This is a genomic window from Vibrio kagoshimensis, from assembly GCF_050337535.1.
In the GTDB taxonomy this organism is placed as follows: domain Bacteria; phylum Pseudomonadota; class Gammaproteobacteria; order Enterobacterales; family Vibrionaceae; genus Vibrio; species Vibrio gallaecicus.
Genome location: NZ_JAKJSZ010000008.1, coordinates 235292 through 256742, shown reverse-complemented (window position 1 = coordinate 256742; position 21451 = coordinate 235292). Strand labels below are relative to the sequence as shown.

General features: G+C 41.2%; 15 protein-coding genes and 5 tRNA genes. 12 read left to right on the top strand and 8 right to left on the bottom strand.

The window, feature by feature from the left end; all coding sequences use genetic code 11:
- Positions 1–2: 2 nt before the first annotated feature.
- Positions 3–1106 carry an efflux RND transporter periplasmic adaptor subunit gene (locus L4C37_RS09925; RefSeq protein ID WP_137373882.1) on the bottom strand — a complete coding sequence of 368 codons (1104 nt, stop codon included), beginning with the start codon at positions 1104–1106 and terminating at the stop codon, positions 3–5.
- 18 nt (positions 1107–1124) lie between these two features.
- Positions 1125–1706 (bottom strand): TetR/AcrR family transcriptional regulator, encoded by a 582-nt coding sequence (locus tag L4C37_RS09920; RefSeq protein ID WP_137373883.1) that lies wholly within the window; start codon positions 1704–1706, stop codon positions 1125–1127.
- 180 nt (positions 1707–1886) lie between these two features.
- On the opposite strand from L4C37_RS09920, the gene rep reads away from it, so the two are divergent.
- The gene (gene rep, locus L4C37_RS09915; RefSeq protein ID WP_372266331.1) at positions 1887–3905 is read left to right on the top strand and encodes a DNA helicase Rep; all 2019 of its coding nucleotides are present in this window, start codon (positions 1887–1889) and stop codon (positions 3903–3905) included.
- Positions 3906–4002: 97 nt separating this feature from the next.
- On the opposite strand, the gene L4C37_RS09910 is transcribed toward rep, so the two are convergent.
- Positions 4003–4416: a c-type cytochrome gene (locus L4C37_RS09910; RefSeq protein ID WP_137374121.1), complete on the bottom strand. Its 414-nt coding sequence runs from the start codon at positions 4414–4416 to the stop codon at positions 4003–4005.
- Between the two features lie 297 nt (positions 4417–4713).
- Here L4C37_RS09910 and L4C37_RS09905 point away from each other — a divergent pair.
- The 10 genes from L4C37_RS09905 to L4C37_RS09860 all read left to right on the top strand — a co-directional run bounded on the left by L4C37_RS09905 (position 4714) and on the right by L4C37_RS09860 (position 12751).
- Positions 4714–4790, top strand: a tRNA-Arg gene (locus tag L4C37_RS09905).
- Positions 4791–4840: 50 nt separating this feature from the next.
- Positions 4841–4916: transfer RNA gene (locus tag L4C37_RS09900), tRNA-His, on the top strand.
- Between the two features lie 76 nt (positions 4917–4992).
- Positions 4993–5069: transfer RNA gene (locus L4C37_RS09895), tRNA-Pro, on the top strand.
- Between the two features lie 45 nt (positions 5070–5114).
- Positions 5115–5190: transfer RNA gene (locus tag L4C37_RS09890), tRNA-His, on the top strand.
- 54 nt (positions 5191–5244) lie between these two features.
- Positions 5245–5321: transfer RNA gene (locus L4C37_RS09885), tRNA-Pro, on the top strand.
- Positions 5322–6079: 758 nt separating this feature from the next.
- Complete coding sequence (locus tag L4C37_RS09880) at positions 6080–7807, top strand: dipeptide ABC transporter ATP-binding protein (protein ID WP_429768468.1); 1728 nt, start codon at positions 6080–6082, stop codon at positions 7805–7807.
- A gap of 103 nt (positions 7808–7910) precedes the next feature.
- Complete coding sequence (locus tag L4C37_RS09875) at positions 7911–9464, top strand: ABC transporter substrate-binding protein (RefSeq protein WP_137373886.1); 1554 nt, start codon at positions 7911–7913, stop codon at positions 9462–9464.
- Positions 9465–9645: 181 nt separating this feature from the next.
- A complete protein-coding gene (locus L4C37_RS09870; RefSeq protein WP_137373887.1) occupies positions 9646–10623 on the top strand; it encodes an ABC transporter permease in 978 nt (325 codons plus the stop codon).
- A 2-nt stretch (positions 10624–10625) separates the two neighbouring features.
- Positions 10626–11564, top strand: coding sequence for an ABC transporter permease (locus tag L4C37_RS09865; protein ID WP_137373888.1), 939 nt, complete (start codon positions 10626–10628; stop codon positions 11562–11564).
- 200 nt (positions 11565–11764) lie between these two features.
- Complete coding sequence (locus L4C37_RS09860) at positions 11765–12751, top strand: SPOR domain-containing protein (RefSeq protein ID WP_429768467.1); 987 nt, start codon at positions 11765–11767, stop codon at positions 12749–12751.
- A 97-nt stretch (positions 12752–12848) separates the two neighbouring features.
- On the opposite strand, the gene L4C37_RS09855 is transcribed toward L4C37_RS09860, so the two are convergent.
- Positions 12849–15236 (bottom strand): hypothetical protein, encoded by a 2388-nt coding sequence (locus L4C37_RS09855; protein ID WP_429768466.1) that lies wholly within the window; start codon positions 15234–15236, stop codon positions 12849–12851.
- Between the two features lie 217 nt (positions 15237–15453).
- Between L4C37_RS09855 and L4C37_RS09850 the strand changes: the two genes are divergently transcribed.
- A complete protein-coding gene (locus L4C37_RS09850) occupies positions 15454–16350 on the top strand; it encodes a porin family protein (RefSeq protein ID WP_429768465.1) in 897 nt (298 codons plus the stop codon).
- Positions 16351–16359: 9 nt separating this feature from the next.
- Here the strand turns inward: L4C37_RS09850 and L4C37_RS09845 are convergent, their stop codons facing one another.
- The 4 genes from L4C37_RS09845 to L4C37_RS09830 all read right to left on the bottom strand — a co-directional run bounded on the left by L4C37_RS09845 (position 16360) and on the right by L4C37_RS09830 (position 21340).
- On the bottom strand, positions 16360–17910 hold the full coding sequence (locus tag L4C37_RS09845; protein ID WP_429768464.1) for a hypothetical protein: 1551 nt from the start codon (positions 17908–17910) through the stop codon (positions 16360–16362).
- Between the two features lie 3 nt (positions 17911–17913).
- Positions 17914–18486, bottom strand: coding sequence for an ECF-type sigma factor (locus L4C37_RS09840; RefSeq protein ID WP_137373893.1), 573 nt, complete (start codon positions 18484–18486; stop codon positions 17914–17916).
- Complete coding sequence (locus L4C37_RS09835; protein ID WP_429768463.1) at positions 18486–19928, bottom strand: chromosome partitioning protein ParA; 1443 nt, start codon at positions 19926–19928, stop codon at positions 18486–18488. Before L4C37_RS09835 ends, L4C37_RS09840 begins: the two co-directional genes overlap by 1 nt.
- Before the next feature lie 80 nt (positions 19929–20008).
- A complete protein-coding gene (locus L4C37_RS09830) occupies positions 20009–21340 on the bottom strand; it encodes a serine/threonine-protein kinase (RefSeq protein ID WP_429768462.1) in 1332 nt (443 codons plus the stop codon).
- Positions 21341–21451: the final 111 nt, after the last annotated feature.

Genomic DNA, 21451 nt, shown 5'->3' with positions numbered 1-21451 from the left:
AATTACAGCATTGGTGTTTCAGACGGTGGAGTTAGAGAGTCGCTTTCAACGATCTTAACTTTTGCGTCATTACTTAAGCGAACTTGACCTGAAGTCACGACGATATCGCCCGGCTTCACTCCTTCAAGGATGTGCGCTTTATCTTTTGCTCTTTCACCTACTTTAACCACATGTTGTTTAACACGCATTTCGCCGTCCACATCTGAAATAATGTAAACATTATCGCCGTAGAGAGTGAATGTGATTGCAGTTTGAGGAAGTGTTACTTGGTTCTCAAGCTTCGGTAGGATGATGTTGGCACGAGCGAACATACCGCTACGAAGTTTACCGTCATTGTTTGGAATGTCGGCTTGAACTTCAATAAGACCACTTTGAACACTTACGGCTGGTTCAATTGCGCTGATAGAACCTTGGAATGGGCGTTCAGGGTAAGCATCAACATAAATATCAATTGCCTGACCAACGTTGATTCGAGAGATGTCATTTTGAGAAACAGTAAAGCGTAAGCGCATCACGGTTGTATCTTCTAAACGAACGATATCAGTGCCAGATTGTAGGTATTGACCTAGGTAAACATTACGAATACCCACTTTGCCATCAAAAGGTGCACGAATTTGGCGGCGTTCAATAGAGGCTTTTAAACTCTCAATATCAGCTGATAATGAGAAAAAGTTAGCTTCTGCATCATCGTAAGCTTCTTTAGAAATAGAGCCTTTCTTGAATAGACCTTTGTATCGCTTGTATTTAGCTTCAGCTGCAGGTAAACGAGCTTGAGTACTTTTCAGGTTCGCTTTTTCTACTTCTGAATCTAAACGTACAAGTTGTTGGTCTTTTTTAACGTCAGTACCAGATTCAAAAGAAATTTGGTCAATGATACCAGCAGTTTCATTTGCAAGAGTCACACCTTGGTTTGGTTCAATAAAACCTATTGCCTCAATAACTGGAACCCAGTCAACGGTGTCCACTTCCATAGCGGTTACTGGAAAAGCAGGTTCTGGCATATTTGCGAACGCTGCCATTTTTTGTTGGATATCGTGCATTCGATATCCAAAAACGCTACCGAATAGTACAAGTACAATTGATAGCATGATAATCCACTTTTTCATTCTTATTTGAACTCCAAGTTAGTGTTTAATTATTGCATCCCAACTGGCTTCAATAGCGGCATCTAATGCAGCATCATCCAATTGGTAAAAGCCTAAAGAATGCTTACGAGCTAGTGAAACACTAGCGGCTAAGCTCAGACCACTTAAAACTTCATTATCAAGTGGTTTAAAAAGTCCTTGCTCCTTACCTTCATTGAATAGCAGTTCGACCTGGGAAAACATGATTCGTTCTAATTCCCTAAATTGAGTGCAATGTGTTGTTGGTAAAGAATCGTATTGAATTCGATTTTTGATTGCAGCAAGGTTAGTCCCAGCTAAGTCCCATATGTTTAACCACATGGTTCGGTAGCGTTGTTTTATTGGTTGTGAATCATCAACGCCTTCTTGTACAGCATTCGCTACTCGTTGAGTAACTTGTACTCGAACTTCTTCAATTAGGTGTTCTTTATCATCAAAATAGCGATAAATAGTACCAGCGGCGACTCCTGCTTCTTTTGCTAGTTTATGCATGGATAAGCCTTGAAAGCCTACTTCTGCAATAAGAGCTTCAGCAGCAGAGAGTATCTGAAGACGTTTATCCTGAGATGTATTAATGGTCATAAAGCATCACCAGTGAATGAACGTTCATTCATTATAGCTTAAGAACCATACATTCATGCAACATAGTTTTGCATAATACTCGTAAAAAACTTGTAAAAGAGAACATAGCATTCCCTGTGTTGCAGCATTATTATAGGAATGTACCCCAATAAGACCTCGTTAAATTATGTTGAGAACTCAATGAAACTGAATCCAAGACAAGATGAAGCCGTGAAATACGTTTCTGGCCCCTGCCTCGTTTTAGCGGGCGCTGGCTCAGGTAAAACACGTGTAATCACTAATAAAATAGCTTACTTGGTTCAGCAGTGTGGGTATAAAGCTCGAAATATAGCCGCGGTAACCTTTACCAATAAAGCCGCTCGCGAAATGAAAGAGCGGGTGGGGCAAACTCTTGGCAAAAATGAAGCTAAAGGTTTGATAGTGTCTACCTTTCATACAATGGGCTTAACCATTATTCGAAAAGAGTACAAGGCACTTGGGTTGAAAGCTGGCTTCTCATTGTTTGATGACCAAGATCAGTTAGCACTATTGAAAGAACTGACTGAAACACAAATTGATGGTGATAAAGATCTGCTTCGCGCATTAATGAGCACCATCTCTAACTGGAAAAATGACATGTTGACGCCAGATCAGGCGAAAGCACGTGCTCAAGGTGAACAAGAACAGTTGTTCGCATTTTGCTTTGAGATGTATCAGAAACAGATGAAAGCTTATAACGCTCTAGATTTTGATGATCTGATCGCGATGCCTGTATTACTGCTGAAAACAAATCAGGAAGTACGTGAACGTTGGCAGTCACGTATTCGCTATTTGCTGGTTGATGAATACCAAGATACCAACACAAGCCAATATGAACTGGTTCGTTTACTTGTGGGAGATCGTGGTCGCTTGACGGTAGTAGGCGATGATGATCAATCCATTTACTCCTGGCGTGGCGCAAAACCTCAAAACTTGGTGTTACTTGGTGAAGATTACCCAAACCTGCGTCTAATTAAGCTTGAGCAAAACTATCGCTCAACCAGCCGTATTTTGCGTGCGGCGAACATCTTGATCGCTAATAATCCGCACGTGTACGAGAAGTCACTGTTCTCTGAGATCCCGGATGGAGAAAAACTCAAAGTATTAAATGCCAAGAATGAAGAACATGAAGCTGAGCGTATTACCGGTGAAATCATCGCACATAAGTTCTTAAATCGAACGGATTACAAGGCTTATGCCGTGCTTTACCGTGGAAATCATCAATCCCGTTTGATTGAAAAGGCCTTAATGCAAAATAGGGTTCCTTACAAAATCTCCGGTGGTACTTCATTTTTTGCTCGTGCTGAGATTAAAGACATCATGGCTTACCTGCGAGTATTGGTGAATCCGGATGATGACAATGCCTTCTTACGCATAGTGAATACACCCCGTCGCGAGATTGGCCCTGTTACGTTAGAGAAGTTGGGCAGTTACGCTAATATGCGTGGCAAAAGCTTATTTGAAGCCAGCTTTGAAATGGGATTGGAACAAACACTGACAGGTCGAGGGTTAGAAAATCTGCGCCGCTTTACTGATTGGATTGTTCGTATATCCGATAATGCTGAACGCGGCAATACTGTTGATGCTGTACGCTCTTTGGTTCGAGACATCAACTATGAAGACTGGTTATACGAAACTTCAGCTAGCCCGAAAGCGGCTGAGATGCGAATGAAAAACGTGTCAGATTTGTATAGCTGGATTGTCGCTGATTTAGAGGGTGACAATTACGATAAAGAAGAGAAAACATTAAGAGAAGTGGTTCAGCGCTTAACCCTGCGGGACATGATGGAGCGCGGTGAAGATGATGAAGATTCTGATCAGGTTCAATTAATGACGCTGCATGCCTCTAAAGGCCTAGAGTTCCCTTATGTTTATTTAATGGGGGCGGAAGAAGGTATTTTACCTCATCAAACGAGTGTGGATGAAGGCAATGTAGAAGAAGAACGTCGCCTTATGTATGTCGGTATTACTCGAGCTCAAAAAGAGCTGACATTTACTAAATGCCGTGAGCGTCGACAATATGGTGAGCTAATCAAGCCTACGCAGAGCCGTTTTTTAGATGAGCTGCCTTTTGAGGATGTAGAGTGGGAAAATATGAAGAAGCCGCAAACTGCAGAAGAACGTATGGAAAAAGGGCAGGCGCATATTGCCAATATAAGGGCGATGTTTAACAAGAAGTAAGGCGCTTAGCCTGTTGTGCTGCTGAAAAATGAAATACTAAAAAGGTGACCTTGTGGTCACCTTTTCTGTTTATGTTAGAAGCGGTTTGCTTCTTGGATTACAGACCCGCAATCATATGCTCAATAGCATCTACGATTTCGTCATCTGAACAATCCATACAAGAACCTTTAGCAGGCATTGCATTAAAGCCGTTGATCGCATGGTCTTTTAGGATGTCTTTACCTTGAGCAATACGAGGAGCCCAGTCTGCAGCGTCACCTGTTTTAGGTGCTCCGCTTACTCCAGAAGAGTGACAAGCAATACAGAACGTTCCGTATACCGTTGCACCATCTCTAGGGCCTGTAGGCTCTGCCTTAACAGGCTCACTACCAACTAAATAGACCTGACCTACTGGTTTGATGCGTTCAGCAATTGCATCTTGCTCAGCTTGGCTCAAGTTTGAAGCCATAGCTGCAGTAGAAAAAGTTAAAGCTGCGATGACAACGGTTAAAATTCGACGAGACATATCCATTAAACTCACTTTACATTCCCAAGGTAAGTACATGCTTACCAATTTATAGTGTTATAGCGGCATCTTGATCCAACTGCGCATGAGCTGCTGTTAAATCAATGTAAATAATGGGTGATTATATCCTGATAAGTTGTTGCAATAAACAACAACTTATACGCTTCAGCGCTTTGTCACGCTCAAACTAGGGGTTTATCACATATTAACTGTTGAAAAATAGACCAAACGATAAAAAAAGTAAAAAAAGTACTAGACGACATAGGGTGATATACGTATTATTCCACTCCGCCGACAGGGCATGCGCCTGTAGCTCAGCTGGATAGAGCGTTGGCCTCCGGAGCCAAAGGTCGAAGGTTCGAATCCTTTCAGGCGCGCCATCCGGTTACTTATTTCGATAAGTGAGAAATTGGCAATAAAAGAAATAATGGTGGCTATAGCTCAGTTGGTAGAGCCCTGGATTGTGATTCCGGTGGTCGCGAGTTCGAATCTCGTTAGCCACCCCATTCTTTCTTTACGAAATATCGGTAGCTTAGGCTTCCAGTGTTAACTCACTATCCCAAGAGTTAATACAAAATTAGTCGGTGAATAGCGCAGCTTGGTAGCGCATCTGGTTTGGGACCAGAGGGTCGGGGGTTCGAATCCCTCTTCACCGACCACTATTTCAATAATCGCTTTTAAAGCGGTTATATAAAAAATTAGTGGTGGCTATAGCTCAGTTGGTAGAGCCCTGGATTGTGATTCCGGTGGTCGCGAGTTCGAATCTCGTTAGCCACCCCATTAATTTTGGTAACTTTTTTAAGTTCCCTGTTTGATAAATCAAACGAAACATCTCGGTGAATAGCGCAGCTTGGTAGCGCATCTGGTTTGGGACCAGAGGGTCGGGGGTTCGAATCCCTCTTCACCGACCACTTTTAAGAAAGCTCGTCAGAAATGATGAGCTTTTTTTCATCTATAGATCACTAGATTGGAACCCAAGTGGGGTTCGCCTGATGTTCAAAGAATGTCTCTTAACCGATCACTTAAGAAGCCTCGTCAGAAATGACGAGGCTTTTTTCATTTCTAGAGACAAATATTTATTTCAAGATCCAACTCGTTTCCTTGATAATTCCTTCTTTCCAATGATTAATTTCACACTTTAGATAAATACCTCAACGCGATCGCCATTTCCTACTAGTCTCTATTGTGGGTGTTTATTGCATGAAATCATCTGTGAATTAAAATGCCGCTTTTTACCTATATTTATGAATTTAATAACTACTTAATCTCAAGTTTATGGTTTTTATGTTCGTATGGTGTTTGTTTAGTGGTTGATGTTTCCGTTGTGTTAAATTTTAGGTTAGTGAATATTTATTATTGGAATGGTGATGGCTGATTTATATTTCCCGATGATTTGACTTGTTTAGCCTCAGTTATAGTTTGAGTTTTAGTCTTTGTTGCATATGGAATGTCGTTCTAAAATTATATTATATGTTTGTCTTTTGAATAGTTATGCGTAGCTTTTGCTTTCAAATCGTCGAATATCGACTTTTTATCCTAATTTTGTTGCTTTTGTGTGAATTATTTGCCAAATTGTTTGCCGTATAAAATATCAGAACAATATTCTGATATGAATGGATTCAATTTTGCAGACAGGGCAGAAAGCTGCCATAGCAGTAGAGGTCTGGTAATGTCACTTTTAGAAGTTAAAAACCTTCGAATCGAATACCCATCTCGTCATGGAGTTCATGCCGCCGTTAAATCGTTGTCGTTCAATATTGAACGTGGAGAGATTGTCGGCGTTGTTGGCGAGTCTGGAGCGGGTAAATCGACAGTTGGTAACGCTGTTATTGATTTATTAAGCCCTCCTGGTCGCATCGCTAGTGGTGAAGTTTTCCTTGATGGTGAAAAAGTATCAGGGCTATCTCCTGAACAAATGCGGAAAGTACGTGGCTCTAAAATTGGATTTATCTTCCAAGACCCAATGACGTCGCTTAACCCACTATTCACCGTTGAGCAGCAATTAAAAGAAACGATCCATGCCAATATGAAGGTATCGGACGCTGAAGCTTATCAACGTTCATTAGATCTAATGAACCAAGTGGGTATCCCACAACCAGAAAACCGTCTAAAGCAGTATCCGCACCAATTCTCTGGTGGTATGCGTCAGCGAGTCGTGATTGCGATTGCGCTAGCCGGCGAGCCGGATTTGATCATTGCAGATGAACCAACCACAGCTCTAGATGTATCGATTCAAGACCAAATTCTCGGTTTGATCCGTGATCTATGTATTAAGAAAAACGTAGGCTGCATGTTGGTAACACACGACATGGGTGTTGTCTCTAACGTGACTGACCGTGTTGCGGTTATGTACCGCGGTGATTTAGTTGAATTTGGTCCAACTAAGCAAGTATTGGGTACTCCTGAGCACCCGTACACACACAGTCTTATCTCAGCGGTTCCCCGTTCAGATCGTAAACTCGATCGTTTCCCTCTTGTGAGCTACATCGAAGAAGCGCATGAGATGGAACCTCTTGATGTGAAAAACCACTGGTTAGGTCAAAGTCAGGACCACCGTGATTACACTGGCCCACTACTGAATGTTGAAAACGTAAACTTACGCTTTACCACCAAGGACTCTTTCTTTGAGAGTCGTCGTGAGTACGTTCAGGCGTCAAACAACGTGAGTTTTGAAGTGCATGAAGGTGAAACGTTTGGTTTAGTTGGCGAGTCTGGTTCAGGTAAATCCACCATCGCACGTGTTATTGCTGGTTTATATGCACCTAACTCTGGCAAGGTAACCTTCGAAGGTATTGACCTTACTGGGCTGAAATCTGAAAAAGAGCGTCGTCCGATGCGCCGCCAAATGCAGATGGTATTCCAAAACCCGTACACGTCAATGAATCCACGTATGAAGATTTTTGACATTGTCGCAGAGCCAATTCGCTTCCATAAGCTGACTCGTAACGAGAATGAAACTCGCCAGATTGTTCATGATCTGTTGGAACACGTAGGTCTTGGTGTGATGGCTGGTGTCAAATATCCGCACGAATTTTCTGGTGGTCAGCGTCAGCGTATTTCTATCGCTCGTGCTTTGGCTACGCGTCCTCGTTTATTGATTTGTGATGAACCAACATCGGCATTAGACGTATCAGTACAAGCGCAAATCCTTAATTTATTAAAAGATCTACAAGACGAACTGAACCTCACCATGCTGTTTATCAGCCATGACTTACCGGTTATTCGTCAGATGTGTGATCGTGTTGGTGTGATGCAAATGGGGACGTTACTGGAAGTAGCCCCTACTGAGCAGTTATTCAACTCACCACAGCATGCATACAGTCAACACCTGATTTCTTTGATGCCTGAATTTACAGGCTTACGAGAAGAAAAAGCAGTGGCGAAAGCCGCAATATAAAAAGTTTCAAGCGGTCAAGAAGTACAAGGCTGTACTTGAAAAACAATAACAGACGCAAATACAACAACTAGGGATCTGGATTCCCGCATGAAGGAGTTATGCAATGAAAACCATGAAAAGCAAATTAGCAGTAGCTTTGATGGCAGCTGGCCTAAGTTTTAGTGCAGCAGCAGCAGATATTACCGTTGGCTACGCAGCTGACCCAGTATCACTTGACCCGCACGAGCAGCTATCTGGTGGCACACTGCAAATGTCTCACATGGTGTTTGACCCTCTAGTACGTTTCACACAAGAAATGGACTTTGAAGGCCGCCTAGCATCAAGCTGGGAACGTGTTGATGACACTACGTTCCGCTTCAATCTACGTCAGGGTGTTAAATTTCACTCTGGTAATGAACTAACAGCTGATGATGTTGTGTGGACTTTTGAACGTCTACAAGCTTCTCCAGACTTTAAGTCAATCTTCTCTCCATACGAAAAAATGGTAAAAGTGGATGACTATACGGTTGAGCTAGTATCAAAAGCGGCTTACCCACTTGTATTGCAAACAGCAACGTACATTTTCCCAATGGACAGCAAGTTTTACTCGGGTAAAACAGCGGCTGGTGCAGACAAGTCTGAACTTGTAAAACACGGTAATTCATTCGCATCTACGAACGTATCTGGTACTGGTCCATTCATTGTGACTCAACGTGAACAAGGCGTTAAGGTGACATTTGAGCGTTTCGGTGATTACTGGGATACAGAAACTGAAGGTAACGTAGACAAGCTAACACTTGTGCCAATTAAAGAAGACGCGACTCGTGTTGCTGCTCTACTTTCTGGCGATGTAGATATGATTCACCCTGTTGCGCCAAACGATCACAAACGTGTTAAGAAAGCGAAAAACATTGATCTAGTGACTCTGCCTGGTACTCGTATCATTACGTTCCAAATGAACCAAAATAGTAACGAAGCACTTAAAGATGTACGTGTTCGTCAAGCTATCGTTCATGCAATTAACAATGAAGGTATTGTTAAGAAGATCATGAAGGGCTTCGCAACGGCTGCTGGTCAACAAAGTCCAACAGGTTACGCTGGTCATAATGAAGAGCTAGTGCCACGCTACGATCTTAAAGCAGCTAAGAAGCTGATGAAAGAAGCGGGTTATGAGAAAGGCTTTACATTAACAATGGCTGCGCCAAACAACCGTTACGTGAACGATGCGAAAGTAGCACAAGCTTCTGCTTCAATGTTGTCTAAGATTGGTATCAAAGTTGATCTTAAGACGATGCCTAAAGCGCAATACTGGCCTGAATTTGACCTATGTTCTGCTGATATGATGATGATTGGTTGGCACGCAGATACTGAAGATTCAGCGAACTTCAATGAGTTCTTAACAATGACTCGTAACGAAGAAACGGGTCGTGGTCAATACAACTGTTCTGGTTACTCAAATCCAGAAATGGATGCGATTGTAGAAGCATCTAACGTTGAAACTGACCCAGCTAAGCGTGCGAAAATGCTGAAAGGTGTTGAAGCTACACTTTACAACGACGCTGTATTCGTACCGCTACATTGGCAAAGTGAAGCGTGGGGCGCAAAGTCTAACGTAGGTGCTGCAGACGTTGTAAACCCTATGGTTATGCCTTACTTCGGTGACCTAGTTGTAAAATAATCTAGCTTGCTAGAATAGAGAGCCTGTCGGTTCAGGCTCTCTAATTACTTTAATAAGTAAATCATTAAGTTTCGGTATTTAGTCTTCCTTTCAGTCTGGCTAGATACCTTTTTTAAGACTGAAATATTGAATCCAACTATGTTGTTTTGTTGGATTATCATGGATAGAAAAGGGGCAAGGAATGGTTACGTTTCTGGTCAAGCGCCTGTTTCAGGCACTGATAGTGATGTTTGTGATCAGTTTGGTGGCGTTTGCCATTCAGGATAACCTGGGCGACCCGTTACGTGAGTTAGTCGGTCAATCTGTTTCAGAGGCAGAGCGTCAAGCACTGCGTGATGAACTCGGCTTAAATGATCCCTTCGTTACAAAATACACTCGCTTTGTAGGCGCTGCTATACAGGGTGATCTTGGTACTTCGTACTTCTTCAAACGTCCCGCTGTGGATGTAATCTTAGACAAATTAGTCGCAACGCTTGAGCTTGTATTAGGTGCTTCGATTATTATCGTTTGTTTGTCTATTCCTTTAGGTGTTTACTCCGCAATTCACCCTAAAAGCTTTTTTACTAAATTAATAATGGCCGGTAGTAGTGTAGGTATTTCGGTACCAGTATTCTTAACGGCAATTATGTTGATGTATGTATTCTCTATTGAATTAGGCTGGTTACCCTCTTTTGGTCGAGGTGAAACTGCAAACTGGTTTGGTTGGGAATCTGGCTTCTTAACGCTAGATGGCTTAGCGCATCTAGTGCTTCCAAGTATTGCTTTAGCTTCAATCATGCTGCCTTTATTTATTCGTCTTGTACGTTCTGAAATGTTGGAAGTGTTGAGCTCGGAATACATCAAATTCGGTAAGGCAAAAGGCCTAGCGTTAAATAAAATTTATTACCAGCACGCTTTAAAAAATACCATGCTACCTGTATTGACAGTTGGTGGTGTTCAAATTGGTACTATGGTCGCATACACCATTCTTACTGAAACCGTTTTCCAGTGGCCAGGTACTGGCTTCCTTTTCCTTGAAGCAATAAACCGTGTGGATACCCCACTTATCACGGCATACGTTATTTTTGTTGGTCTGATTTTCGTTGTGACTAACACCATTGTTGATTTACTTTACGGCGTAATTAACCCAACAGTGAACATCACAGGGAAAGGAGCATAATCATGGAACAAACATCGACAGTGCCATCTCGCTGGGAGCGATTCAAGCAGTCAGATATTCTGTACTATTTCTTACGTGATAAAGTCGCGATGGTGAGCTTTGCTATTTTTTCCGTCTTTTTGGTGATGGCTTTAGCAGCTCCTCTTGTAGCACCAACTGATCCATATGACGTGACGTCTATTGATATTATGGACTCTGAACTTCCACCGTCGTGGATGGAAGATGGTGAAGAACGTTTCCTTTTAGGCACTGATGAACAAGGTCGTGATATTTTATCGACTATGCTTTATGGCTCTCGTTTATCTCTGACGATTGGTTTCTTAGCGGTAGGCTTACAGTTAACGCTAGGTATTATCATTGGTTTATCGGCGGGTTACTTCGGTGGTCGTATTGATAGCTTCTTAATGCGTTTTGCTGACGTTCAACTTTCATTCTCGACTATGATGGTAGCGATCATTGTTTCTGCCATATTCAAAGCGAGTTTTGGTAGTGATTTTTACGCTCAATATGCAGTTGTCATGCTGGTGGTGATCATAGGTGTGGCAGAATGGCCACAATATGCACGTACTATTCGAGCATCAGTATTAGCTGAAAAGAAAAAAGAGTATGTGGAAGCTGCGCGAGTGATGGGCTTCAAAGCCCCACGAATTATGTTCCGTCATATCTTGCCTAATTGTCTATCGCCTATCTTGGTTATCTCTACGGTACAAGTGGCAAATGCCATTATGTCGGAAGCGGCACTTTCTTTCCTTGGTTTAGGTTTACCGGTTGATCAACCTTCGTTGGGTGCGTTAATCAGTACTGGATTTAACTACATTTTCTCTGGAGCATGGTGGATCACAGCTTTCCCTGGTGTGCTACTGGTAACGTTAGTTCTGGTTATCAACCTACTTGGTGACTGGTTACGTGACGTATTTAACCCTAAAATTTATAAAGGGTGATCAGATCCAATTGATTTTTAATCAAAAAACTCACTAAACTAAGAGTCGTAAGCAATTACGGCTCTTTTTTTGCTTATAAGTTAATAGTACTTATTAGTTTATAGTAAATAGAGTTGTGACGAGAAAATGGAATTCATTTTTTATCGACACTCCATCGATAATAATTTAACTCTTGAAGGTTCAGAGTGATGGGAATAAAGATGACAACTACAGCAGCGATAGAATGTGGGTTTAGAAAACACTATCACTTTGGCGTGTTCGCTTTTGCAATGTTGCTTTCAAGCCAAGCGAACGCAGAGTCTTTTTTATGTGATGCTACTCAAGCAAGTGAAAACCAACTGCCAGTATTAGAACAAGCTTGTCCAATCGGTAAAGGTTTGTGGGGAAGCTCTGAGCCTAAAGGGCATACTCAAAATGACTTATTTTGGGTGCAGTGTGGTTTGTTGGCGAAACCATTATCATTAGAAAAAGCCAAACCTATCTATAAGAATATTTCGACCAATGTATGGATGAAACCTGAAGCAAAAGGTTTTCGCTGTTTAATTGGTCCGTATCAAACCTATTCTGATGCAAAAAAAGAGTTAATGGGTGTTCGTAAAGTTGAAGGTTATGAAGAAGCATTTATCCGAATGGTTGATAAATCCGCTCCTAAAAAATCTCAAGCTCAGCCTAAATCATCAGCAAAGCCTAAGGTAAAAGCACCAGTAGTAACGGCTACAGCTTCTCCTAAACTGTATACAGACTCGAAAGAGGCAATGAAACCTAAAGTAGAACCTAAAGCTGCCAACTCAGTTGCTTCTATCTCTGCTACACCGACACTTAAGGCCCAAATGCCTAAACAGGGTGATGGAAACATCAATGTTCAAATTCGCCTGCAAACCAATATCTCAGGTAAAACATACTCAGTCCCTTACTTAAACGATAACGAACACCAGTTCTATATGGAGCAAGGTAAGCCGTGGAGCCGTTTAGATTATGATGGTGCTAAATTAGTGTGTTATGAACTGGGAATGGGTCTGGCTACGGAAGAGCAATGGCAGAGGCTACTTGAATCGAAAGTCATGGAAAAAGAAGACTGGCCAATGCATTTACCTTATTGGGGCTTGTTGAAAAAAGGCTTATTTACCAATGGTAATATCACTCAATTGAAAGGTTCATCATTATTGAATGTGCTGTGTGTGAAATAAGCGTTAATCATTTAGTAATTCCTTCATATAAAAGAAAACCCCGCAATTGCGGGGTTTTTTATAGGTATTACATTATTAATTTAGCTTAGTGAGCTAATTATTCGTTATTACCTGTGCCTGTCCACTCAATGTTGAACTTAACCGCTTCCAAGTATTCGCCATTGCTGTCTTTTACCTTACCAATAATGCTGTATACGTTGTTAACAGTTAGTGCTGGTAAGTCAAAGTCAACAGACGCATAGCTGACGCCGTTTTCTTCATTTGTGTAGCACTCAATCGCAGAGCCATTGAATTCTTCAGATTTAATTCTACCGATATCTTCACCAGTGAAGTAAAAGCCTGAGAAAAACTCATTAATAGTCGCACAGGTAAAATCATTATTTGGAACATCAAAGGATAAACCTGCATCCATTGCGTTACTGTCATTCGGGTTAGAATTTTCATTCAACGCCAAACCAATAGTACCTAAGTTATACGTTAGATCTTGTTCTGCTGGTAAGTAAGCAGCGAAATAACGTGCATCTGGACCCATTTCAGAAGTCACATTGATACGCTTTTCGATGTCTGCTTTGTTGCTGAAGTATGTGTAACGTTCTGCTGAATCTTCTGTAGCATCTTTCATTCGGTGAATGATTGTTTTAGCACCGCTAGAAATATCATCAGCGTCTTCAAACACTTCTACTTGGAAGGTTTCAACTAGGTTTTGACCATCTTCTACGAACTCAAATGTCGCAAAAAGCTTACCGTCGATAACGTCATAAGTTGCGTTTTCAGTTTGAGTATCAGCTGCAGAACATGTTGTCTTATTCGCGATGCTTCTTACATTACCTAGAACGATGCCATTTTCAAACTTAATCGAATCACACCAGATGCTTGCGTAGTTTTGCTCGCTTTCACCGTTTGAACTGCCGTGCTCTAGCATGTACCAAGTCTTACCTTCAAGAGGGTGAAGATCAGGTTCTGGTAAAGCACCTTCTTCAATTACAGGCAGGTCAAAAGTAACGGTAGTCCATTCACCGTCTGCATGGACGTTATCAGAAGCATCAATGCTTAGTTTGCCGTTAGATGCTGTTGATGTTGGTGTACCCGATAAGATAACTTGAGAAAAATCATCAGAGTATTCTGCAGTGACACCACTTGATAGGAATTCTTTATTGAGGCGAGGCTGAGTTCCAAACTTAATCTCGTCACTCTCAGGATCTGTAAATAAACCTGTGATATCAAGAGTCATGTTTGAAATTGGTGTACCTACTTGAAAGCTCCAATCATTAGTAATTTGAGCCTGCAATTCGATAAATTTTTCTGAGTTTTCATCAGGAAGCTCATTGCTGGCAACAATTTTAACTTCTAAGAGAGTGCTTGTTGGAGTCTGTGATAACTCACCTTTTGAATTAGTATCAAAGGCTTGCAGCTCTATGGTAAATGAACCTGCAAGTTTGACTTCAAGAGTTTCAGAGTAAACAAAAAGTGAATTGTTACGGTAGCTTACCTTTATGCCAGCATTTTCAAGAGCTGTATTTGGAATTAATGATACTTCGACTGAAGATCCGCTTTGTAAGTCGTTATCATTGAATAATGTATTTCCTTCTTCATCGACTAAGCTGATGAATGTCTCGGTAAATGGTACTCCAACCTGAAGGTTTAGGTCATTTAGATCTTGTTGAGCACTGTTTTTAATAACAGAGTTAACCGTCAAGAGTTGGTTGCTAATGATTTCAGGAATAAGCGTATCACCAGTACCAGTATCTTCAATAACAGGTTTTAAATCGTTGTTTGCTAGTTCTTCAGGAGTTAGCGTATCAACGATCGCATCGGCTTCTTTTGCGAATTGATCGGATTTTTCTACATAAGTAGCTGGGTTAGCCGCTTTCGATTCCGTTAGGATTTGTGCTGTTTTGTGTAGTTCAGCATTTGCATCAGCACCTGAAACGAAATCTGAGTAAGGGTCGATAGGCGCTTCTTCTGTACCACCTAGAGCAGTGCTAACAATCGCCATCGCTTCTTCTTCTGTAACAGGTACTGCTTCAGTACCTTTAGCCATTTCGATTGCAACTAAATCAGTAATTGGTGAAATAACTTCTGATGAAGTTGGTGCACGGAACACAAGCTCATGAGCCATTGCTTGAGCAGGGTGATCCATATCGATTGTGTATTTACCTGCGTATTTGCTGCTATCGTGATTAACTAGTGCAGTTTGTACCGTGCCACCAGGTGTTAATGTTTGAAGTGCTAGTGCACCTGAAACGTCGCCAGATATCTCAATTTGACCTTGGTCGTTGGTAAGACCGAAAATAACGTCAGAGCCAATGTCTAGAACACCATTGTTGTTTTTATCGTCAAAAACGACCGCTTGATTAAAGTAGCCATCAAAGCCTGTAATGATTACTCCGCCTGGAGTTGGAGTGCCTGAACCACCATCAGAACCGCCACCACAACCTGTTAACGCTAAAGCCACTGACGCTGTTAATAAACTAACCTTTTTCATGAGATACCTTTATTTGAGTTTATAAACTCATTGTTATTTTGAGTTAACATCCATTTATCTTGGCGATGTTTTAACAGGTGAATTTAATAAATTCAATGCACGTAAAATCACAAAAAAACCGTAAAATTTAATTGAATTTTATTTCCATCTATCACCTTCAGTTGAGGTTTTCTTTTCATTACTATTCCGCCCATCAATGAAAGGTTAGGGATGTAAAATGAAAAAGTGGATATGCCTAGGTTTAATGCCAATGGCGGTTTTGGCTCAGGATGATGATCGTTTAAATAGTAGCCAAACGGATAGCAGTAAAGATAGTTACGGGTACTCTTACTTTACTGTAGGAATTGAGAACGTCACATACCAAGAATACTTTGGTGGATTAACGTCTGAAGTGACGGTGACCAACCCTGTACTTAATACCGGCGGTCTGTATTACATTAATGATAAGTATGACTTTTCTATTGATGCGCTAGCCTCTTTTTCTCCTCAAAATGGTACTGAAGATTGGACTAATAATGGTAGCGTTATTCAAAACAATCAGCTGGAATATTTAAAAACAGCCACCAATATACAGCTGCATTATAAAGTGAATGATCGCTGGAGAATCATTGGTGGACCTTCTCTTACGTATCAAACCTTCACTCGCTATGGTGTGAAAAACCATACTGCGGACGGCAATAAGTTTTTTTATGGAACTTGGGAAGAAACCTCAACCGATATCTTTCTTGATGTAGGTATCGCCTATGATGACGGCACTCTATATCGAGATGATAAATGGCATGTGAGTGGCAAAGCGACAGTCGGCTTACCAGTCTGGAGTGTGACCAGCAATACACAATTCCCAGATACGGATTTTTATGACTTTGGCTTTAGAACCGCACTAGAAGGGACGGTCAGTTATGAAGTGGCACCTGGCTTTCATTTAGGTTGGTATGCGATGTTTGGTTATGAAAAGCGCTTTGAATCAGATCCGGAGACTGTGACAACCAGTTACTGTAATACCATGGTTGATGGTAAGTGTACGGAAATGATTACCGAAAATAAAAAAGCGACTCTGCCTGAAGCCGATACTTATACTTTCAGTACAGGCTTGCAGGCGTTGTGGAGTTTCTAAGATAAAGGGTCAAGGGGTGACATACTTAACGTTCATCTTAATTTCTTCAACTTTATGAGCAAACTCGGCTCTAGGGCGGAGAATAATACTGAATATTTCTCCGTCTTTAAACTCGTGATAGTTTAAGAAGTCGACGTCGAAAAATGAGTACCATTTTTGCCATTGAGGGACAAAAACCTCCGCACATTCTATTGGCTCATTCTGTTCTCCAGTCGTTTGACCAATAATGTCACCGTAAACACCTTGCCCTGCCACAGATATATAATTAAAGCCGGTAAGCAAATCATTACATGTAACGTTAATTTGTTTTGATTGGATGTTTAAATCACCATCCATTATATCAGGGTTGCTAGGATTAGATTGTTGGTAGTTACTGAGGTGCATACCAATAACGCCAAGGTAATAGCGCCCATTTGTCGCTAAGTACATGTAGTCATGGGGTGTCATTTGCAAACTATGCTGCCCAGTTATAGTGTTAATGCGTTGCTCTATCTGTGTTCGGCTGGATCCTAAAGTGTAAGTTTCATAATGCTTACCAGTGAGAACACTGGCGACATAAGCGGTCGAGTACTTAGGTGAGTCAGGATATTTCTCAAGAATTCGCCATGTCATGTCGGAATCAAAAGGAGACAGACTGCTAGTGGTGATTAAATCACCTTCGCTGACATGGTAGTTACCGATTAAACGTAGATCATTTTCTTGTGGGCAAGTCGTTAATGTTTTTGAGGCGGCGAAAAACACCTCGTCATTGATAAACTTAAACGCTTCACAGTAAACCACTTCGTAATTGTAATTCTTCCCCGCTAAATTATTGGTCGTTTCTAGGCGAAACCAAGTGTGACCAATTAGTGGGTGTGAAGTGTCTTCTTCTAAGCCGGAATAAACGAAAGGTAATTGAAAGGTTACAGATACCCATGCATCTTCTTCTGATCCATGGTGGCTGTCTTTTGCTCGTATAATAATTTGAGTTGGCGGTTTTCCAGCTTTTGGTGTGCCTTGTATTTGAAGGTTCCCAGAGCTTCCCGATACAGAGAATGAAGGGTGATTGATTGTCATTTGAGTGGTGAGCAAATCACCATCAGGATCTTCAAATAACCCCGAAATATCCAAAGAGTAATTAACTGGCGAGCTTTCAGTGAACACCCATTGGTTTATTTCATTTTGAATGCTTTGTTGCGTCGCTAGGTTAATTTCAGGTTTGCGATTTTTATCTTTTAGCTGAGTTGGGTCATCGGTTTTGATGACCAATGTTTCCCCTGAGCCAGAAAAGCTAAGGGGCTCAGTTGTTTCTTGCTTTTGTTTGATAGGAGAAGAGGAAATATTATTAGTGTTTTGCGCTTCTTTATCATTATCTTTTACTAATGTTTCAGGCTCATTCTGCTTTGGTGAGTGAAACTTAGTCGTTGAACCGTTGTGAGAGTATTCACCGGCATTTGATGGTTCTGTATTCACAGTATCGGTGAATGGCACCTCATTACTTTCTTTCGATGATAGAAAAGAAGGTAAGCTGATAAGAACCGCCCACCCAGCCACAATGACAAAGCCTATTCTCTTTTTCATTAGTTATACCAGTTTGCTTTGAAGCCAGCTTCGAGAAAACTTAAGGTCTTTTTCGATTAGGCTATCGCTGCATTCCAGTAATTGGCTGATTTCTTGATTACGCATCCCCATTAAGTATTTGAGCTTTAATGCTTGAGACTGGCGAGGGTAGCGCAGGCTGAAGCTATCAAGAGCCTTATCCATGATGACAAATTGCTCAAACCTGTCGTCGTTATCAGCGTTGACCAAGGTAAGTTGTTGTCTTTTTTGAGCCTGAAGGTGGCGAGCATTATCGATTAATATCTGTCTCATGACTTTGGCGGCCATTAAAAAGAAATCTCTTTTATTGCTAATCGACTGTAAGTTGGATGACGACATTTTAAGGTAAGCATCATGTATGAGTGCTGTCGTACTGTTCATACTGTCGTTTAATACTTGGTTATCATCCCCGTATTTTTGTGCGTTTCTAACACGTTCTTCGAGAGCAATATGGCGAAGCTGAAGGTAAGCGAATTTATACAGTTCAGTTTCTGCACTTTTGTTACCTGATTGCCATTCATTTATGATTTGAGTGAGATCTGCCGTTGCTGTAGCCATTAGATATTCGACCCTACTTTGTGGAATTCGGAAACTGACAATGTGTCGACTTTATGGGAGCCATCGCCGTTTAGCGAGATAGATTGACGGAATCGATACAAGATCCCTTCGTCCCACTCTTTTCCTGCTGGAAGATATTCCCAAGTCGTAAAATGTTGATTGGGTATTGAGTCATACCAACGAACTTGAGTGTTTAATTGCGCTAAAGATGCCGTATTTTCTGGGTTGTTTAACCACCACATATCACCATATTGTTGAGTGACATCAGTGATATAGTGTGCAGCATTTGTAGAGCAGCTATCCTCAATCATTTCTGCCTGTAAGATGGTTTTGTTATTAATGTATAAGCATTGTTGAACCATATCAGTTTGCTCATATATGGTGTGTTGCCAGAACCCTTGGTAAGGAATAGTGTCACCTTTGCCTGATGCCGGGTAGGTGAACCAGATCATTTCGCGTTTATTGGAATGCCTAATGTGTTCATTTTTTCCCAACCCTTGTATTTTCTCCATCAACAGTTGAGTAGTTGGATCAAAATCTAGCGCAACGGTTCTGTACTTCCAGTCGCCTTCGTCGTCATAATCTTCAATGGCGAAGCCACTGAGATCATTACGAGTACAACCTTTTGCCGCGCACCCGATCAGACCACTCCAGCCTTCAGTATTCTCTATCGGCTCTCTTATTATCTCACTTGTTAGCTTGCCTGGGACAAGGTTGCACCCTTTAAAATAATCGCCAATGCTCGGGTATTGAATGAGTTCATCGTCTGTTACTTTGTAATCAGTACTGCCGATTGGACCATGATATTTTGGGTTGTTTGCATGGGCTAAATCATACATACAAGTTCTGCCCGCCCAATCTTTTTTCATGATGATGATATTGCTCATCTTGATGTTTTTAGGCGAAAAGATGACTTCATCTGAAGTGAAATTTTTCTTTATGTACTGCTGGCTTTGGTTTAAATGTTCGGTTGCCTCTTTGGTTGATACTAGCTCTAACCCAAGAGAATACCCAATACTGTCTAAATAACTGATATCAATGCTTTTTAATTTTTTTTGAAATTCAACATCAGATAAAATTTTACTAGCAAGTACAATCTCCTCACGATTCTCGGGTGTGCTATCTAGCGACAACAAGAGCCGAGTCATATTAATGCTGCGACTTGGCTTAGTGGACGAAAGGGTCGGGGTAATGACTTGTTGAGCGGATAACGTTGTTAAAAGGTAGCCCGAGCTATCATTGCCGATGAAGAAACTGATGATGTCACCGGGGTTGTACTCAAAGGCTCCTTTATTAGTGGTACCTGATAAATTAGAGCTAGTTTCGTAATACAAACCAGAGACAGGTGAATCAATAAAGTATCCAGTTTGAGTTTCTGGCTGTGCGCTGACTACGAAACTGGAAAAGCAGCTTAACGCTGCGAGTAAATAAAAAGCCTTCATTTTTATTCTTAAAATCCTTCTATTTAGGTGTTTAATAAAGCTATAAAGCTATAAAGCTATAAAGCTATAAAGCTATAAAGCTATGGTGTTGTGCAGCCTTCAGTGCAGTTCCTTTTCAGTACTTGCTTTTCCGGTGTAGGAGTTAGCATGGCTAGCAACATTTTCTGCTTGATGTCTTTCGGTATATTTGGATTAGATAAAATACGCCTACGAGTCAGTTCCAACATGCTGTTGACAGACATTTGGGCCGAATCACTGCCTTTGGCATGGAAGAGCAAGCTGGTGACTTCATACATCATGTTTTCTGCAATCTGTTTTTCTTGTGCCAACTGCTGGTTTTGATAAATCAGCATGCTAGAAAGTGTGGTGCCAGAAAGCAGCAACAAACAAGAAAGTGCACATTGAACTGGTCTGCGGCAGAAAAGCATTTTAGCCGTATAGAAAGGCAAGTGTGCTTTTTGCGATATTGGGCGGCATGCCAATAGGCTTTCAATATCGAGGCGCATTTCTGCAACGGTTGAATAGCGATCTTTGATCTGGTGCTGTATTGCTTTATCGGTGATATGAGCAATGTCAGACGTTGGCTTCTCTATAGGGAATAGCAGGCTGAGAATTTTACCTAATGAATACACATCGCTTTGTTGAGTCAAATAGTCGCCAGCCATTTGTTCTGGACTAGCATAGGCTTTGCTGTACGCCGTGAGCAGTGTGTGTTTTGATTTACTCGACTGGCTGACTTTTTGAGTCAAGTTGAAGTCGAGTATTTTTGGTGACGTATTCGCATCAATGAGTATATTTTCAGGCTTCAAGTCAGCATGTAAGATCTGATTCTGATGAGCATGCTCAATTGCTAAGCAAATATCTTTAAAGAGATTGAGCTTTTTATTCTGCGTGAGGGGTGTAGAGGCTAAGTACTGACATAAAGTCTGACCTTCAACACGCTCCATTACAATATAGACTGAGCCTTCATAAACACCACCATCGAAAACTTTAGCGATGTAAGGGTGGTTTAAATGAGCTAACAGCTGAGCTTCATCAAAAAGCGACTTTTTACCTAGAATATGGGTTAATGCTGGCTGAATGAACTTAATAGCTAAGTCTTGCTCAAATGTTTTATCAGCACGGCTGGCGGCGTAAACAATCCCCATCCCACCACGACCCAATTCATGAGTTATATGGTATTTATGAATAAGAGTATTGGTTAAGTCTAATTCGATACTCGTTGCTTGGTGCGCGTGAAAGCCGAGCAATTCGGTAAATTGCTCTGATTCTTTATTCACCGCAAGCAGTGGAGAAACTTGCTTGAAAAGCTCAGGTTGAAGTGATTTTAATTTTTTTAGATACACTTCTTTGTCTGAGACGGATAAATCCATGAGGTGATAAAAGACCTCTGTGGGACTTTGAGCTGACATTGTTACTACTGATAATATTGTATTTATTAGTTTTGCATTCTATAAGAAAGACGGCTCCATCTTGAAGATATTATTTAAATGAATACAAAAAAACCCAGCATCAACTGGGTT

Bases quoted from the DNA above. Each gene is read 5' to 3' on its own strand.
- L4C37_RS09925 (WP_137373882.1), bottom strand. From the start codon at position 1,106: ATGAAAAAGTGGATTATCATGCTATCAATTGTACTTGTACTATTCGGT.
- L4C37_RS09920 (WP_137373883.1), bottom strand. From the start codon at position 1,706: ATGACCATTAATACATCTCAGGATAAACGTCTTCAGATACTCTCTGCT.
- rep (WP_372266331.1), top strand. From the start codon at position 1,887: ATGAAACTGAATCCAAGACAAGATGAAGCCGTGAAATACGTTTCTGGC.
- L4C37_RS09910 (WP_137374121.1), bottom strand. From the start codon at position 4,416: ATGGATATGTCTCGTCGAATTTTAACCGTTGTCATCGCAGCTTTAACT.
- L4C37_RS09880 (WP_429768468.1), top strand. From the start codon at position 6,080: ATGTCACTTTTAGAAGTTAAAAACCTTCGAATCGAATACCCATCTCGT.
- L4C37_RS09875 (WP_137373886.1), top strand. From the start codon at position 7,911: ATGAAAACCATGAAAAGCAAATTAGCAGTAGCTTTGATGGCAGCTGGC.
- L4C37_RS09870 (WP_137373887.1), top strand. From the start codon at position 9,646: ATGGTTACGTTTCTGGTCAAGCGCCTGTTTCAGGCACTGATAGTGATG.
- L4C37_RS09865 (WP_137373888.1), top strand. From the start codon at position 10,626: ATGGAACAAACATCGACAGTGCCATCTCGCTGGGAGCGATTCAAGCAG.
- L4C37_RS09860 (WP_429768467.1), top strand. From the start codon at position 11,765: ATGACAACTACAGCAGCGATAGAATGTGGGTTTAGAAAACACTATCAC.
- L4C37_RS09855 (WP_429768466.1), bottom strand. From the start codon at position 15,236: ATGAAAAAGGTTAGTTTATTAACAGCGTCAGTGGCTTTAGCGTTAACA.
- L4C37_RS09850 (WP_429768465.1), top strand. From the start codon at position 15,454: ATGAAAAAGTGGATATGCCTAGGTTTAATGCCAATGGCGGTTTTGGCT.
- L4C37_RS09845 (WP_429768464.1), bottom strand. From the start codon at position 17,910: ATGAAAAAGAGAATAGGCTTTGTCATTGTGGCTGGGTGGGCGGTTCTT.
- L4C37_RS09840 (WP_137373893.1), bottom strand. From the start codon at position 18,486: ATGGCTACAGCAACGGCAGATCTCACTCAAATCATAAATGAATGGCAA.
- L4C37_RS09835 (WP_429768463.1), bottom strand. From the start codon at position 19,928: ATGAAGGCTTTTTATTTACTCGCAGCGTTAAGCTGCTTTTCCAGTTTC.
- L4C37_RS09830 (WP_429768462.1), bottom strand. From the start codon at position 21,340: ATGTCAGCTCAAAGTCCCACAGAGGTCTTTTATCACCTCATGGATTTA.